16 protein-coding genes are annotated in these 14,700 nt (G+C 66.0%); 15 read left to right on the top strand and 1 reads right to left on the bottom strand.

What is annotated here, in order from left to right; genetic code table 11:
- The 7 genes from EJC49_RS01560 to EJC49_RS01535 form a co-directional block, all read left to right on the top strand.
- Positions 1 to 296, top strand: a 296-nt coding sequence (locus EJC49_RS01560) for a hypothetical protein (protein WP_126697685.1), incomplete at its 5' end; no start/stop codon positions are given.
- Between the two features lie 81 nt (positions 297 to 377).
- Positions 378 to 545 (top strand): hypothetical protein, encoded by a 168-nt coding sequence (locus tag EJC49_RS25520; protein WP_170314562.1) that lies wholly within the window; start codon positions 378 to 380, stop codon positions 543 to 545.
- 302 nt (positions 546 to 847) lie between these two features.
- Positions 848 to 1,603: an ABC transporter ATP-binding protein gene (locus tag EJC49_RS01555; protein WP_126697684.1), complete on the top strand. Its 756-nt coding sequence runs from the start codon at positions 848 to 850 to the stop codon at positions 1,601 to 1,603.
- On the top strand, positions 1,596 to 2,342 hold the full coding sequence (locus tag EJC49_RS01550; protein WP_126697683.1) for an ABC transporter ATP-binding protein: 747 nt from the start codon (positions 1,596 to 1,598) through the stop codon (positions 2,340 to 2,342). The genes EJC49_RS01555 and EJC49_RS01550 overlap by 8 nt, the downstream gene beginning before the upstream one ends.
- A 49-nt stretch (positions 2,343 to 2,391) precedes the next feature.
- A complete protein-coding gene (locus tag EJC49_RS01545) occupies positions 2,392 to 3,585 on the top strand; it encodes an ABC transporter substrate-binding protein (protein ID WP_126697682.1) in 1,194 nt (397 codons plus the stop codon).
- Between the two features lie 63 nt (positions 3,586 to 3,648).
- The gene (locus EJC49_RS01540) at positions 3,649 to 4,536 is read left to right on the top strand and encodes a branched-chain amino acid ABC transporter permease (RefSeq protein ID WP_126697681.1); all 888 of its coding nucleotides are present in this window, start codon (positions 3,649 to 3,651) and stop codon (positions 4,534 to 4,536) included.
- Entirely contained in the window at positions 4,536 to 5,519 is a 984-nt protein-coding gene (locus EJC49_RS01535) for a branched-chain amino acid ABC transporter permease (protein ID WP_126697680.1), read from the top strand. The genes EJC49_RS01540 and EJC49_RS01535 overlap by 1 nt, the downstream gene beginning before the upstream one ends.
- Before the next feature lie 95 nt (positions 5,520 to 5,614).
- Here the strand turns inward: EJC49_RS01535 and fsa are convergent, their stop codons facing one another.
- The gene (gene fsa, locus EJC49_RS01530) at positions 5,615 to 6,268 is read right to left on the bottom strand and encodes a fructose-6-phosphate aldolase (RefSeq protein ID WP_126697679.1); all 654 of its coding nucleotides are present in this window, start codon (positions 6,266 to 6,268) and stop codon (positions 5,615 to 5,617) included.
- Positions 6,269 to 6,359: 91 nt separating this feature from the next.
- Here fsa and EJC49_RS01525 point away from each other — a divergent pair, with 91 nt between their 5' ends.
- The 8 genes from EJC49_RS01525 (at position 6,360) to EJC49_RS01490 (ending at position 14,616) form a co-directional block, all read left to right on the top strand.
- On the top strand, positions 6,360 to 8,543 hold the full coding sequence (locus tag EJC49_RS01525; protein WP_126697678.1) for a primosomal protein N': 2,184 nt from the start codon (positions 6,360 to 6,362) through the stop codon (positions 8,541 to 8,543).
- A 99-nt stretch (positions 8,544 to 8,642) separates the two neighbouring features.
- The gene (locus EJC49_RS01520) at positions 8,643 to 8,903 is read left to right on the top strand and encodes a hypothetical protein (RefSeq protein WP_245453214.1); all 261 of its coding nucleotides are present in this window, start codon (positions 8,643 to 8,645) and stop codon (positions 8,901 to 8,903) included.
- Positions 8,904 to 9,021: 118 nt separating this feature from the next.
- Complete coding sequence (locus EJC49_RS01515) at positions 9,022 to 9,408, top strand: DUF4345 domain-containing protein (RefSeq protein WP_126697676.1); 387 nt, start codon at positions 9,022 to 9,024, stop codon at positions 9,406 to 9,408.
- Between the two features lie 231 nt (positions 9,409 to 9,639).
- A complete protein-coding gene (locus EJC49_RS01510) occupies positions 9,640 to 10,200 on the top strand; it encodes a F0F1 ATP synthase subunit delta (RefSeq protein ID WP_126697675.1) in 561 nt (186 codons plus the stop codon).
- Positions 10,200 to 11,729: a F0F1 ATP synthase subunit alpha gene (atpA, locus tag EJC49_RS01505; protein WP_126697674.1), complete on the top strand. Its 1,530-nt coding sequence runs from the start codon at positions 10,200 to 10,202 to the stop codon at positions 11,727 to 11,729. Before EJC49_RS01510 ends, atpA begins: the two co-directional genes overlap by 1 nt.
- Positions 11,730 to 11,752: 23 nt before the next feature.
- The gene (locus tag EJC49_RS01500) at positions 11,753 to 12,631 is read left to right on the top strand and encodes a F0F1 ATP synthase subunit gamma (RefSeq protein ID WP_126697673.1); all 879 of its coding nucleotides are present in this window, start codon (positions 11,753 to 11,755) and stop codon (positions 12,629 to 12,631) included.
- Between the two features lie 21 nt (positions 12,632 to 12,652).
- Entirely contained in the window at positions 12,653 to 14,113 is a 1,461-nt protein-coding gene (atpD, locus tag EJC49_RS01495; protein ID WP_126697672.1) for a F0F1 ATP synthase subunit beta, read from the top strand.
- A 95-nt stretch (positions 14,114 to 14,208) separates the two neighbouring features.
- Positions 14,209 to 14,616, top strand: coding sequence for a F0F1 ATP synthase subunit epsilon (locus tag EJC49_RS01490; RefSeq protein ID WP_126697671.1), 408 nt, complete (start codon positions 14,209 to 14,211; stop codon positions 14,614 to 14,616).
- Positions 14,617 to 14,700: the final 84 nt, after the last annotated feature.

Raw genomic sequence — 14,700 nt, 5'->3', positions numbered from 1 at the left:
CCGCGGCGACCATGGTCGTCGGCTTCGTCTGGGGCGGCTGGGTGACCGGCGGCACGGCGCGCGATCAGGCGACCGCGGCAGGCAATGTGGCGCGCACCGAGCTGGCCAGCAGCATCTGCGTCGAGCGGTTCAATGCCGCCACGGATTCCGAAGCCCGCCTGGTGGAGCTGAAGGCAATTACGGGGGCTTCGGCCCGGCGGCAATTCGTCGAAGCCGGCGGCTGGGCCACCATGCCGGGGCAGACCAGCCCCGACAGGCGCGGCTCGGAAGCCTGCGCCGCCGCCCTCGCGGCGTGAGGCCGCCTGACCTGAAACGCGACGTGTCGGCACAGGCGTGCCGGCATATCCGCCGATGAACCCGAGCCGAGAGCAACATCGATGATCGTCTTCAAGAAGAAAGCCCCCGTTCAGCCCACGCCGAACGAAGGCGAGGAGAACCGCTTCGATCAGGTCCGCAAGTCGGCGCAGGATGCGCACCTGAAGTCCGACGCCGACAGCACCCGCCGCCGCGCCGACAAGAAGTCCGAGGATGACCGGCTGCTCTGAACTGGCGTCTCGATGCGAAGGCTGGGCAGGTTCGAGGGGGTTCGTCCGCTCCGGCCCCACATTGCCGTGCGGCGCGCCGTTCACCAGTGCGGCCCGTGACCCGGGCAAGGTCGCTTCTGCCGCTGAACGCTCGAAGAACGTATATTTACGCTATTGAAAGCGCCGCCGAGCCGGTTACACTCCAATCGCCAGTCAATGGCCAATGGCGAAAAAAGCCACCGGAGGAGACAAATGGGAATATTTGGCGCGCGGCCTTCCGGCCGTGATGCGGAGCGCACCGTTGCGGTAGGCTCCTTGCATTCATGAGCGAGGACATCATCCTCCAGGCATCGGGCCTGACCAAGGAATTCAAGGGTTTCGTCGCTGTATCCAATGTCGACCTCACGGTTCGACGCGGCACGATCCATGCATTGATCGGACCCAATGGCGCCGGCAAGACCACCTGCTTCAATCTCCTGACCAAATTCCTTCAGCCGACCGGCGGCGTTATCCGCTACAACGGCCAGGACATCACCGCCATGCAGCCGGCCGACATCGCCCGTCTCGGGTTGGTGCGCTCGTTTCAGATATCGGCGGTGTTTCCCAAGATGTCGGCGCTCGAAAACGTCCGCATCGCCCTGCAACGGCGGCGTGGCGACAGCTTCGACTTCTGGCGCTCGGAAAAGGTTCTGGCCGGATTGAACCACGAGGCGGCCGCGCTTCTGGAGGACGTCGGCCTGACCGATTTTTCCGCCACGCTGGCGGGCGAGCTTCCCTATGGCCGCAAGCGCGCTCTGGAAATTGCGACGACGCTGGCGCTCGATCCGGAAATGCTGCTGCTCGACGAGCCGATGGCGGGCATGACGCAGGAAGACATCGATCGCATCTCCTCGCTGATCCGCCGCATCTCGGCGAACCGCACCATCTTCATGGTCGAGCACAACCTGTCGGTCGTGGCGTCCCTGTCCGACCGCATCACCGTGCTGGCGCGGGGCGAGGTGCTCGCCGAGGGCGACTATGCCACGGTGTCGAAGGATTCGCGCGTCATCGACGCCTATATCGGAGTCGGACATGGCTGAAGTGGAACTTGCCGGTCGTCCCGCGCCGGCCGCATCGGCCGAACCGCTGCTGAAGGTCGAGGGCCTGGAGGGCTGGTACTCCGAGAGCCACATCCTGCACGGGGTCAGCTTCGACGTCCGCGAGGGCGAAGTGGTGACGCTGCTTGGCCGCAACGGCGCCGGCAAGACCACCACGCTCAAGGCAGTGATGGGCATCCTGGCCAAGCGCTCCGGTTCGGTGATGTTCGAGGGCCGCGAGACGATCCGGCTCCCCGCCCGCGCCATCGCCCGGCTGGGCATCGCGCTGTGCCCGGAGGAACGCGCGATCTTTTCGTCGCTGTCGGTCGAGGAAAACCTCATGCTGCCGCCGCAGGTGCGGCCGGGCGGGCTCACGGTGGAGCAGATCTTCGAGCTGTTTCCCAACATCAAGGAACGCCTGTCCAGCCAGGGCACGAAGCTCTCGGGCGGCGAACAGCAGATGCTGGCGATCGGTCGGATCCTGAGGACCGGCGCCAAGCTCCTGCTGCTCGACGAGCCGACCGAAGGTCTCGCGCCGGTGATCGTCCAGCAGATCGGGCGGACCATCGCGCGTCTCAAGCAGCAGGGCTTCACCATCGTTCTGGTCGAGCAGAACTTCCATTTCGCCGCCGTGGTCGCCGACAGGCACTACGTGGTCGAGCAGGGGCGCGTGATCGACACGATCCCCAATGAGGACCTCGCCGCCAATACGGAGAAGCTGCATCGCTACCTTGGCGTCTGAGAACGAGAAACGGCGGCATGACAACATGCCGAAACAGGAGGAGAAGACTATGAAGAAGACAGGTTTCATCGTGGCATCGCTTGCCGGCCTGCTGATGGCGGGAACGGCCTATGCCCAGACCACGATCAAGATCGGCGTGATGAACGATCGTTCGGGCATCTATGCCGACATCACCGGCGAAGGCTCGGCCGTCGCCGCCCAGATGGCAGCCGAGGATTTCGGCACCGACAAGGGCATCACCGTCGAGGTGGTTTCGGCCGATCACCAGAACAAGCCGGACGTCGGCTCCAACATCGCCCGCCAGTGGTACGACACCGAGAACGTCGACGTGATCGCCGACGTGCCGACATCGTCGGTGGCGCTCGCCGTCAACGACATCACCCGCGAGAAGAACAAGATCTTCCTGAATTCGGGTGCGGCCACGTCCGACCTGACCGGGTCGAAGTGCTCGCCCAACACCGTGCACTGGACCTATGACACCTGGGCGCTGGCCAACGGCACCGGCGGCGCGATGGTGGCGGCCGGCGGCAAGACCTGGTTCTTCGTCACGGCCGACTATGCCTTCGGTCACGCCCTCGAGCGCGATACGTCGGCGGTGGTCACGGCCAATGGCGGCGAAGTCCTCGGCGCCGTCCGCACGCCGTTCCCCGGCACCGACTTCTCGTCCTTCCTGCTCCAGGCGCAGTCCTCGGGCGCGCAGGTCATCGGCCTCGCCAATGCCGGCGGCGACACGATCAACTCGATCAAGCAGGCATCCGAGTTCGGCATCACCCAGGGCGGCCAGGCGCTCGCCGGCCTGCTGATGTTCGTCAACGACGTGCATGCGCTCGGCCTCGACGTGGCGCAGGGCCTCGTCCTCACCGAGAGCTTCTACTGGGATCTGAACGACCAGACGCGCGAATGGTCGGCCCGGTTCGAAGAGAAGACCGGCAAGAAGCCCTCGATGATCCAGGCAGGCGTCTACGGCGCCGTCACCCACTACCTCAAGGCCGTCGAGGCTGCCGGCTCGAAGGATCCGGAGGCGGTGATGGCCAAGATGAAGGAAATGCCGACCGACGATCCGCTGTTCGGCCAGGGCGTCGTTCGCGCCGATGGTCGCAAGGTCCACGACATGTACCTCTTCCGGGTCAAGAAGCCGGAAGATTCGCAGGGTCCCTGGGATCTCTACGAGACGGTCGCGACGATCCCGGCCGAGAACGCCTTCCGTCCGCTCGCCGACGGCGGCTGCCCGCTCGTGCAGTAATTGCCCCCGGACGACGCGCCGGCCACCCGGCGCGTCGTTCCCCGTGCAAGACAGGGTCCTCACATGTTCGAACTGCTGGGTATTCCGCCGCAGGCCTTGTTCGGCCAGCTGCTGCTGGGCCTGATCAACGGCTCGTTCTACGCTCTGCTGAGCCTTGGTCTTGCGATCATTTTCGGCCTCCTCAACATCATCAACTTCACCCACGGCGCCCAGTACATGATGGGTGCGTTCGTGGCATGGATGCTGCTGAACTATGCCGGCGTCCCCTACTGGGGCGCGCTGTTTCTCGTGCCCGTCATCGTCGGCGCGACGGGGGTCGTGCTGGAGCGGGTGTTCATTTCACGTCTCTACCATCTCGACCATCTCTACGGTCTGCTGCTGACCTTTGGCCTGGCGCTGATCATCACCGGCATCTTCCGCAACCAGTACGGCATTTCCGGCCTGCCCTACGCCATGCCCAAACAATTGACCGGTGGCCAGAACCTCGGCTTCATGTTCCTGCCGAACTATCGCGGCTGGGTCGTCGTGGTGTCGGTGGTGGTGTGTCTCGCCACATGGTTCGTCATCGAAAAGACGCGGCTCGGCGCCTACCTGCGCGCGGCGACCGAAAATCCCACCATGGTCGGCGCATTCGGCATCAACGTCCCCCGCCTCATCACCTTGACCTACGGCTTCGGCGTCGGGCTCGCCGCCTTCGCGGGTGTGCTCGCGGCGCCGATCTACTCGGTCAACCCGAACATGGGCGCCGACGTCATCATCGTCGTCTTCGCAGTGGTGGTCATCGGCGGCATGGGTTCCATCCTCGGCTCCATCCTCACAGGGTTCGGACTGGGACTCGTCGAAGGCCTGACGCGCGTCTTCTATCCGGAGGGCTCGGCCGTGGTCATCTTCGTGATCATGGCGATCGTTCTTCTCGTCAAACCCGCCGGCCTCTTCGGAAGGGAAGTCTGATGGCAACGCAAGCCTCGCCCCTCGACACACCCCGGGCCGCCAGCCCCGGAACGGCCGGCATGCCCGTCCTTCACATGGTCATCTTCGCCGGGCTGCTCGTGCTAGGGCTGATCGCCCCCTACGTGCTCTATCCCGTCTTCGTGATGAAGGTTCTGTGCTTTGCGCTGTTTGCCTGCGCCTTCAACCTGCTGTTGGGCTTCGGCGGCCTCCTGTCCTTTGGCCACGCGGCCTATTTTGGCGGCGCGAGCTACGTCTCCGCCCATGCCGCCAAGATCTGGGGGCTCTCGCCCGAACTCGCCATCCTGGCGGGCACGGGGGCAGCGGCCGTGCTCGGCCTCGCCATCGGCTCGCTCGCCATCCGCCGCCAGGGAATCTATTTCGCCATGGTCACGCTGGCCTTCGCGCAGATGGTGTTCTTCTTCTCCGTCCAGGCGCCGTTCACGGGCGGCGAGGACGGCATCCAGTCGGTTCCGCGCGGACATCTGTTCGGGCTCATCTCGATGGCGCCCGATCGCAACCTCTATTTCTTCGTGCTGGCGGTGGTGTCCATCGGCCTGCTGGTCATCTACCGGATCATCCATTCGCCCTTCGGCCAGGTGCTCAAGGGCATCCGGGACAACGAGCCGCGCATGATCTCGCTGGGCTACCGGACGCGGCGCTACAAGCTCGCCGTGTTCGTGCTGTCTGCTGCCCTGGCCGGTACGGCCGGCGCCACCAAGGCGATCGTGTTCCAGTTGGCCTCGCTCACGGACGTCTACTGGACCATGTCGGGCGAGGTGGTGCTGATGACGCTGCTCGGCGGAATGGGCACGGTGTTCGGGCCGATCCTCGGTGCCGCCGTCATCGTCACCATGCAGAACTACCTGGCGACGTTCGGCGACTGGGTGACGATCGGCCAGGGCATCATCTTCGTGGTCGCGGTGATGCTGTTCCGCGAAGGCATCGTCGGCGTCCTGGCCCGCATCATCAAGCGGCCGCTTTAAACGCGAACGGGGCGCGACCGCGCCCCGTCCAAACCGTGTCGTGCCGTCCTTCGAGCGCCGCCGGCGGGCTTGCGGCTCGGGCGGCGCTGTAACTCTCAGCCGATCTTCTGGCCGGTCTTGGCCCAGTCGGCCAGGAACTGCTCCAGGCCCTTGTCGGTCAGCGGGTGCTTCACCAGCGCGCGCAGCGTCGCCGGCGGCACGGTCGCCACGTCGGCGCCCAGCAGCGCGACCCGCTTGACGTGGTCGGGCGTGCGGATGGAGGCCGCGAGGATCTCCGTCTCGAAGCCGAAATTGTCATAGATCTGGCGGATCTCGGCGATCAGCTCGACGCCGTCGAAGCCCATGTCGTCCAGGCGGCCGATGAAGGGCGAGATGAAGGTCGCGCCGGCCTTGGCGGCGAGCAGCGCCTGGTTGGCCGAGAAGCACAGCGTCACGTTGACCTTGCGGCCGTCCGACGTGATCGACTTGCAGGCGCGCAGGCCGTCGAGCGTCAGCGGCACCTTGATGCAGATGTTGTCGGCGATCTTCGACAGCACGTCGGCCTCGCGCATCATCTCGGCATAGTCGGTCGCAACCACCTCGGCCGAGACCGGGCCTTCCACGATCGAGCAGATCTCCCTGGTGACCTCGGCGATGTTGCCGCCCGACTTCAGGATCAGCGACGGATTGGTGGTCACGCCATCCAGCAAGCCGAGTTCGTTGAGTTCACGGATTTCCTTCGTATCGGCGGTGTCGACGAAGAATTTCATGGCCTTCTCCTGGATAAATGGGGGGTGGACACGGCTTGGCCGGTCTGGTTGGCCTTTGCTCTAGACGAAACTCGGGGCAAGGTCACGCGCCATGACGCAAGATTCGCCTGCCCCCTCCGTCGTTCCGGTGATGGTCCCGATGCCCGCCGAGCGGCCCTACTCCTATGCGGTCCCGCCCGGCATGGCCGTCGCGCCGGGATCGATCGTGCGGGTGCCGCTCGGCCCGCGCGAGGTGGCGGGCATCGTCTGGGACGGCGACGGCGGCAAGGTCGATCCGCGCAAGCTGCGACCCATTTCCCAGGTCTTCGACTGCCCGGCCATCGATGCGCCCATGCGCCGCTTCGTCGACTGGGTGGCTGACTACACGCTGTCGCCGCCCGGCATGGTTGCGCGCATGCTCCTGCGGGCCCCGGCAGCCTTCGATCCCGAGCCCTGGATCGACGGCATCGCCCGCACCCATGCCTTGCCTGACCGCATGACGGCCGCGCGCGTCCGCGTCCTCGAACTCGCCGACGAAGGCATGTCCTGGACGCGCTCCGGTCTCGCCCATGCGGCCGGCGTGTCGTCCACCGTCATCGACGGGCTGAGGGAGCAGGGGGTCTTCGAAGACGTCAAGCTGCCGCCGCGCCCGGTGGTTGCCGCCCCCGATCCCGGCTACGTGACGCCCGCGCTCAATCCCGACCAGGCGGCGGCTGCGTCGACCCTGCGCGAGAAGGCGGGGCAGGCCGCGTTCTCGGTCACGCTGCTCGACGGCGTCACAGGCTCGGGCAAGACCGAGGTCTATTTCGAGGCCATCTCCGCGGCTCTGGATCGCGGCGCGCAGGTGCTGATCCTCCTGCCCGAGATCGCGCTCACCCACGCCTTCCTCGAGCGTTTCCAGGATCGCTTCGGCGCCAAGCCGGCCGAGTGGCACTCCGACCTGCCGCCGCGCATGCGCGAGCGGGTCTGGCGCCAGGTCGCCGAAGGCCAGGTGCGGGTGGTGGCGGGCGCCCGCTCGGCGCTGTTTCTTCCTTTCATGGAACTCGGGCTGGTCGTCGTCGACGAGGAACACGACCCCGCCTACAAGCAGGAGGACCGCGTCTTCTACAATGCCCGCGACATGGCCATCGTACGCGCCCACATCGCCGGCTTCCCCGTCATCCTCGCCTCGGCGACACCGTCGATCGAAACCCGCGTCAACGCGCTGTCGGGCCGCTACGGTCGCGTGGCGCTTCCGGCGCGCTACGCCGAGGCCGCACTGCCGGACCTCAAGGCGATCGACATGCGCCGCTCGCCGCCCGCGCGCGGGGGGTTCCTGTCGCCCGTGCTCCTCGACGCCGCGAGAAAGACGCTTTCGCGCGGCGAGCAGGCGCTGTTCTTCCTCAACCGGCGCGGCTATGCGCCGCTGACGCTCTGCTGCGTCTGCGGTCACCGCTTCCAGTGCCCGTCCTGCTCCAGCTGGCTGGTCGAGCACCGGTTTCGTGGCCAGCTCGTCTGCCACCAGTGCGGCCACACCGAAGCGCGGCCGGAGGCCTGCCCGTCCTGCGGCGCGCTCGACCATCTCATCGCCTGCGGCCCCGGCGTCGAGCGCATCGCGGAGGAAGCGGTCGGCCATTTCCCGGATGCGCGTATCATCGTCCTGTCGTCCGACCTGCTCGGCGGCGTGCGGCGGCTGCGCCTGGAGCTCGAGGCCATCGCCAAGGGCGAGGCCGACATCGTCATCGGCACCCAGCTCGTCGCCAAGGGGCACAATTTTCCCAACATGACGCTGGTGGGCATCGTCGATGCCGATCTGGGTCTCGCCAACGGCGATCCGCGCGCCGCCGAGCGCACCTTCCAGCTTCTATCTCAGGTCACCGGCCGCGCCGGCCGCACCGGCAAGAAGAGCCTCGGCCTGCTGCAGACCTACCAGCCCGACCATCCGGTGATGAAGGCGATCGTCTCGGGGGACGCGGAAGCCTTTTACGACAAGGAGACCGACGAGCGGCAGCGCGCCGCCATGCCGCCCTTCGGGCGCCTTGCCGGACTGATCGTCAGTGCCGCCACCCGGGCCGAGGCCGAAGGCCATGCACGCACATTGCGCCGCGCTGCGCCACGTGCCGGAGACATCGACGTGCTCGGGCCCGCCGAGGCACCGCTGGCGCTGATCGGCGGCCGCCACCGCTTCCGCCTCCTCGTCCACGGCGACAAGCGCTCCGACATCCAGAAGTTCGTCCGCTCGATGCTGGCGGCGGCCGACAAGCCGCGCGGCTCGGTACGGGTGCAGGTCGACATCGACCCGCAGAGCTTCTTGTGAGGAAGTCGATGCAGACTCCTCGGCGTGGTTCCCCGGCTCTTTCCGGGCATCGTTGCCGGACGGAAGACCTCCACGATCCGGTGGCGAGAGGGGCCGATCGTGCCTGGCCTGTTGCGCTACGTCTGCGATGGCGATCCGGCGCTGAGGACGATCGTACGCGTCATCCGGGTTACGACCATGCTCCTGCGTGCAGCAGCGGCCTTTCTCGGTCGCGCGGCGGACTGGCCCGACGCGGTGCTGCTCGACGGCATGCGCGAGCACTATCCAGCCATCACATTGGATGACGCTGTCGAAATCGTCGAGCATCTCACCCCGATGGAGACAGAGGCGCAACAGCACGAGCCTTCTACGGTGTCGTGACGGACGAGCCGCGTCATCCTCCCCGCAGGAAGCCCCCGAATCTCCGCCCCGCGATCCGTCGCTGGCGAATCGCGCGGCGCGCCTGCTACAAGCGCCTGCGCTGCAGCAGGAACCCATCATGGAACTGACGCTCCCCTGGCCCACCACCACCGGCGAGGCGCTGGCCTTCGCTTCCGCCGTCGCGGCCATTCTCGCCGGGCTCGCGGCACTCATTCTTCCCGGTCCGTGGGCCGGCCTGACCGGAGAGCCGCGCGATCGAGCCGTTGCCTCCTCGGCGCTCAGGGCCGCGTCCGGCTTCCCGATCGGCCTCGGCATCGTCGCGATCATGCTGGCGCAACCGCTCCTCTACCTCGCGCTGGGCGTCGGCTGGTTCTTCTGCGCGGTCGGCCGCGCCGCCGCGCTGGCGGCCGACCGAACCGCCTATGGCATGGGGCTCGTGCGCCTGGGGTTGGACATCCTTCTGGCTGCCCTGCCGCTGGCCTATGCCTTCGGCTACCTGCCGTGAGAGGCGACAGGCCCCACCGGCGCCGTTTCGATGCGACAAAACTGACCCGAAACCATATGCCTCGGGTTGTTGCGAGTCCGGAATGCCTGTGCTAGACGGCAATCAACTTTCGGCCGGGGGATCGGCACGCTCGGATTTGCGGTCGAAAAAATTCAAATAGGTCAGAGGGTTAGCCGGCGTATCCCACTCGCGCAGCAATCCTGCGGCCATCTCAGGAAGAGAAGACCGTTCGTGGCACAGTCTACTTCGCCAGTTTCCGACGTCGCCGGGCGATACGCGGGTTCGCTGTTCGAGCTCGCGCTCGAAGAGAAGAGCGTTTCCCAGGTCGAGTATGATCTGCTCGCCTTCGAGGGCCTGATCGCGGAGAGCGCAGACCTGAAGCGGCTGATCGAGAGCCCCGTGTTCTCGGCCGACGACCAGTATCGGGCGATCTCCGCGATCGTCGAGAAGGCCGGACTGCATGGCCTCATCGGCAATTTCCTGAAGGTCGTCGCCAAGAACCGCCGGCTGTTCGCCGTCCCCGGCATCATCCGGGCGTTCCGCGCCATCGCCGCCGAGCATCGCGGCGAGGCCGTGGCCGAGGTCAAGGCCGCGCATGCGCTGACGCGCGAACAGGAGGCCGAACTCAAGGCCGCGCTGGCCGAAGTCGCCGGCAAGACAGTCACCGTCAAGGTCACGATCGATCCCTCCCTGCTCGGCGGTCTCATCGTCAAGATGGGTTCGCGCCAGATCGACACGTCGCTCAAGACCAAACTCAATTCGCTCAAGCTCGCACTTAAAGAGGTCGGCTGATGGACATCCGCGCCGCGGAAATTTCCGCAATTCTGAAAGACCAGATCAAGAACTTCGGCAAGGAAGCCGAAGTGTCCGAAGTTGGCCAGGTCCTGTCGGTGGGTGACGGCATCGCCCGCGTCTACGGCCTCGACAACGTCCAGGCGGGCGAAATGGTCGAGTTCCCCGGCGGCATCCGCGGCATGGCACTCAATCTCGAAACCGACAATGTCGGCGTCGTCATCTTCGGTGCCGACCGCGACATCAAGGAAGGCGACACCGTCAAGCGCACCGGCACCATCGTCGACGTGCCGGTCGGCAAGGGCCTGCTCGGCCGTGTCGTCGACGCGCTCGGCAATCCCATCGACGGCAAGGGTCCGATCGAGGCGACCGAGCGTCGCCGCGTCGACGTCAAGGCGCCCGGCATCATTCCCCGCAAGTCGGTGCATGAGCCGATGTCGACCGGCCTCAAGGCCATCGACGCGCTGATCCCGATCGGCCGCGGCCAGCGCGAGCTCGTCATCGGCGATCGCCAGACGGGCAAGACCGCCATTCTTCTCGACACCTTCCTCAACCAGAAGCCGCTCAACGATGGTGACGACGAGAGCCAGAAGCTCTACTGCGTCTATGTCGCCGTCGGCCAGAAGCGCTCCACCGTCGCCCAGTTCGTCAAGGCGCTCGAGGAGCGCGGCGCGCTGCAGTATTCGATCATCATCGCGGCCACCGCGTCGGATCCGGCGCCGATGCAGTTCCTGGCCCCCTTCGCGGGTTGCGCCATGGGCGAGTATTTCCGCGACAACGGCATGCACGCCGTGATCGGCTACGACGACCTGTCCAAGCAGGCTGTCGCCTACCGCCAGATGTCGCTCCTGCTGCGTCGTCCGCCCGGGCGTGAGGCCTATCCCGGCGACGTGTTCTTCCTGCATTCGCGCCTGCTCGAGCGTGCCGCCAAGCTCAACGACGAGAATGGCAAGGGCTCGCTCACCGCGCTTCCGGTCATCGAGACGCAGGCCAACGACGTGTCGGCCTACATCCCCACCAACGTGATCTCGATCACCGACGGCCAGATCTTCCTCGAGACCAACCTGTTCTTCCAGGGCATCCGTCCGGCGGTGAACGTGGGTCTGTCCGTGTCGCGCGTCGGCTCGGCCGCCCAGGTCAAGGCGATGAAACAGGTCGCCGGCTCGATCAAGGGCGAGCTCGCCCAGTATCGCGAGATGGCTGCCTTCGCGCAGTTCGGCTCCGATCTCGACGCCGCCACCCAGCGCCTCCTCAACCGCGGCGCCCGCCTGACCGAACTCCTGAAGCAGCCGCAGTTCTCGCCGCTGAAGACGGAAGAGCAGGTCGTCGTGATCTTCGCCGGCGTGAACGGCTACCTCGACAAGCTTCCGGTCAACAAGGTCGGCGAGTTCGAGCGGGGTCTGCTGACGCACATGCGTGCCGACGGCAAGGCCGTGCTCGAAGGCATCCGCGTCGAGAAGGCCCTGTCGGACGATCTGCGCGCGAAGCTGAAGGCCGAGATCGACGCCTTCGCCAAGAACTTCGGCTGAGCGGTCGGGAGTAGGGTCGAGGCATGCCGTCACTCAAGGATCTGCGAAACCGCATCGCCTCGGTGAAGGCGACGCAGAAGATCACCAAGGCGATGCAGATGGTCGCCGCGGCGAAGCTGCGTCGCGCCCAGGAAGCGGCGGAGGCGGCACGGCCGTATTCGCAGCGCATGGGCGCGGTGCTCGCCAACATCGCGGCCGCCGTGTCGGGCGACGACGCACCGGCACTGATGACCGGCACCGGCAAGGATGACGTGCATCTGCTCGTCGTCGCCACCGCCGAGCGCGGCCTGTGCGGCGGCTTCAACAGTCAGATCGCCCGTCTGGCGCGCGATCACATTCGCAGGCTTCTGCGCGACGGCAAGACGGTGAAGATCATCACCGTCGGCAAGAAGGGCAACGACATCCTGCGCCGCGACTTCGCCAAGCTGATCATCGAGCGCATCGAATTGCGCGAGGTGAAGCAGGTCGGCTTCGTCAATGCCGATGCCATTGCCCGCAACATCACCCAGCGCTTTGCCGCCGGCGAGTTCGATGTCTGCACGCTGTTCTATTCGGAGTTCAAGTCGGTGATCTCGCAGATCCCGACCGCGCAGCAGATCATTCCCGCCAGCGCGCCGGTGGTGCCGACCGCCGACGTCTCGGCGTCGTCGATCTACGAATACGAGCCGGATGCGGGCCAGATCCTGTCGGACCTGATCCCGCGCAACATCTCCGTCCAGATCTTCCGCGCGCTGCTGGAAAACGCAGCCGGCGAGATGGGCGCCAAGATGACGGCCATGGACAATGCGACGCGCAATGCCGGCGACATGATCAGCAAGCTGACGATCACCTACAACCGTCAGCGGCAGGCGCAGATCACCAAGGAACTGATCGAAATCATTTCGGGCGCGGAAGCGCTCTAGAAATCGAAGAGGGTAAGAGAAATGGCTAATGCAGCTACCCCGATGGGCGCGGCCGCCACCGGCAAGATCGCACAGGTCATCGGCGCTGTCGTCGACGTGTCGTTCGAAGGCGCCCTGCCGCCCATCCTGAACGCGCTGGAAACCGACAATGGCGGAAACCGCCTGATCCTCGAGGTCGCACAGCACCTCGGCGAAAACACCGTTCGCTGCATCGCCATGGACTCGTCCGAGGGTCTTGTGCGCGGCCAGCCGGTCACCGACACCGGGTCTCCGATCACGGTTCCCGTCGGCGAAGAGACGCTCGGCCGGATTCTCAACGTGATCGGCGAGCCGGTCGACGAGGCCGGTCCGGTGCCCTCGACCACGCGCCGCGCCATTCACCAGGAAGCGCCGGCCTATGTCGATCAGTCGACCGAGGCGCAGATCCTCGTCACCGGCATCAAGGTCGTCGACCTGCTCGCGCCCTATGCGCGCGGCGGCAAGATCGGCCTGTTCGGCGGCGCCGGCGTCGGCAAGACCGTGCTGATCCAGGAACTCATCAACAACATCGCCAAGGCGCATGGCGGCTATTCGGTGTTTGCCGGCGTGGGCGAGCGCACCCGCGAGGGCAACGATCTCTATCACGAGATGATCGAATCGGGCGTCAACAAGGATCCTCACGAGAATGACGGCTCGACCGCCGGTTCGAAGTGCGCCCTGGTGTTCGGCCAGATGAACGAGCCGCCCGGCGCCCGCGCCCGCGTCGCGCTGACCGGTCTCACCATCGCCGAGCATTTCCGCGATCAGGGCCAGGACGTGCTGTTCTTCGTCGACAACATCTTCCGCTTCACGCAGGCCGGCTCGGAAGTGTCGGCTCTGCTCGGCCGCATTCCCTCGGCCGTGGGCTATCAGCCGACGCTGGCCACCGACATGGGCCAGATGCAGGAGCGCATCACCTCCACCCACAAGGGTTCGATCACCTCCGTGCAGGCCATCTACGTGCCGGCCGACGATCTGACCGACCCGGCGCCGGCCACGTCCTTCGCCCACCTCGACGCGACGACGACGCTCAACCGTTCGATCGCCGAGAAGGGCATCTACCCGGCCGTCGACCCGCTCGATTCGACCTCGCGCATGCTCGATCCGCAGATCGTCGGCGAAGAGCACTACCAGGTGGCCCGTTCGGTGCAGCAGACGCTGCAGCGCTACAAGTCGCTGCAGGACATCATCGCGATCCTGGGCATGGACGAGCTGTCCGAAGAGGACAAGATCACCGTTGCCCGCGCCCGCAAGATCGAGCGCTTCCTGTCGCAGCCGTTCTTCGTCGCCGAGGTGTTCACCGGTGCGCCGGGGCAGCTCGTGCCGCTGGAAGACACGATCCGCTCGTTCAAGGGCCTCGTGGCCGGCGAGTACGACCATCTGCCGGAAGCAGCGTTCTACATGGTGGGGTCCATCGAGATGGCGCTCGAGAAGGCCCAGCGCCTCGCGGCCGAAGCGGCATAAACAACGATTGGCGAACAGGGAGTAGCGAATAGGTCTGGCCGGCTGACGAGGCGATTGTCCTTCGCCATTCGCCATTCGCTATTCGCTAGGTTTGAATGGCACAATCCTTCAAGTTCGAGCTGGTCTCGCCGGAACGACTGCTCGTCTCCGCGCAGGCCGAGGCCGTCGTCATACCGGCGACGGAAGGCGAGATGACGGTGATGGCGAACCACGCACCGGTCATGACCACCATCAAGCCGGGCGTGGTGGCGGTCACCCTGTCCGGCGGCAAGGTCGACCGTTACGTCGTGTTCGGCGGCTTTGCCGACATCCTGCCGGAAGGCTGCACGCTTCTGGCGGAGTCGGCCATCCACGTCGACGAGATCGACCGCGCCGACATCGCGCGCCGCATCAAGGCGGCCCAGGAAGATCTGAACGATTCCGTCGACCACCATGCGCGGACCAAGGCCGAGGAATATCTTGGCCAACTGACCACGCTGCAAGGCGCCATCCTGCCGGCCTGATCGGCCTGCGTCTGATGATCTGGAGAGCCGGGCCTTGCGCCTGGCTCTTTTCGTTTATGGTCGCCCGGTCGGCGCCGGGGTCGT

This window comes from Aquibium carbonis, assembly GCF_003970795.1.
GTDB lineage: Bacteria > Pseudomonadota > Alphaproteobacteria > Rhizobiales > Rhizobiaceae > Aquibium > Aquibium carbonis.
This window is presented reverse-complemented; position numbering and strand designations above follow the sequence as displayed.

Excerpts from the sequence above, each read along its gene's own strand:
- EJC49_RS01545 (WP_126697682.1), top strand. The coding sequence starts at position 2,392 with ATGAAGAAGACAGGTTTCATCGTGGCATCGCTTGCCGGCCTGCTGATG.
- EJC49_RS01550 (WP_126697683.1), top strand. The coding sequence starts at position 1,596 with ATGGCTGAAGTGGAACTTGCCGGTCGTCCCGCGCCGGCCGCATCGGCC.
- EJC49_RS25520 (WP_170314562.1), top strand. The coding sequence starts at position 378 with ATGATCGTCTTCAAGAAGAAAGCCCCCGTTCAGCCCACGCCGAACGAA.
- EJC49_RS01540 (WP_126697681.1), top strand. The coding sequence starts at position 3,649 with ATGTTCGAACTGCTGGGTATTCCGCCGCAGGCCTTGTTCGGCCAGCTG.
- EJC49_RS01535 (WP_126697680.1), top strand. The coding sequence starts at position 4,536 with ATGGCAACGCAAGCCTCGCCCCTCGACACACCCCGGGCCGCCAGCCCC.
- EJC49_RS01500 (WP_126697673.1), top strand. The coding sequence starts at position 11,753 with ATGCCGTCACTCAAGGATCTGCGAAACCGCATCGCCTCGGTGAAGGCG.
- atpD (WP_126697672.1), top strand. The coding sequence starts at position 12,653 with ATGGCTAATGCAGCTACCCCGATGGGCGCGGCCGCCACCGGCAAGATC.
- EJC49_RS01555 (WP_126697684.1), top strand. The coding sequence starts at position 848 with ATGAGCGAGGACATCATCCTCCAGGCATCGGGCCTGACCAAGGAATTC.
- fsa (WP_126697679.1), bottom strand. The coding sequence starts at position 6,268 with ATGAAATTCTTCGTCGACACCGCCGATACGAAGGAAATCCGTGAACTC.
- atpA (WP_126697674.1), top strand. The coding sequence starts at position 10,200 with ATGGACATCCGCGCCGCGGAAATTTCCGCAATTCTGAAAGACCAGATC.
- EJC49_RS01515 (WP_126697676.1), top strand. The coding sequence starts at position 9,022 with ATGGAACTGACGCTCCCCTGGCCCACCACCACCGGCGAGGCGCTGGCC.
- EJC49_RS01525 (WP_126697678.1), top strand. The coding sequence starts at position 6,360 with ATGACGCAAGATTCGCCTGCCCCCTCCGTCGTTCCGGTGATGGTCCCG.
- EJC49_RS01490 (WP_126697671.1), top strand. The coding sequence starts at position 14,209 with ATGGCACAATCCTTCAAGTTCGAGCTGGTCTCGCCGGAACGACTGCTC.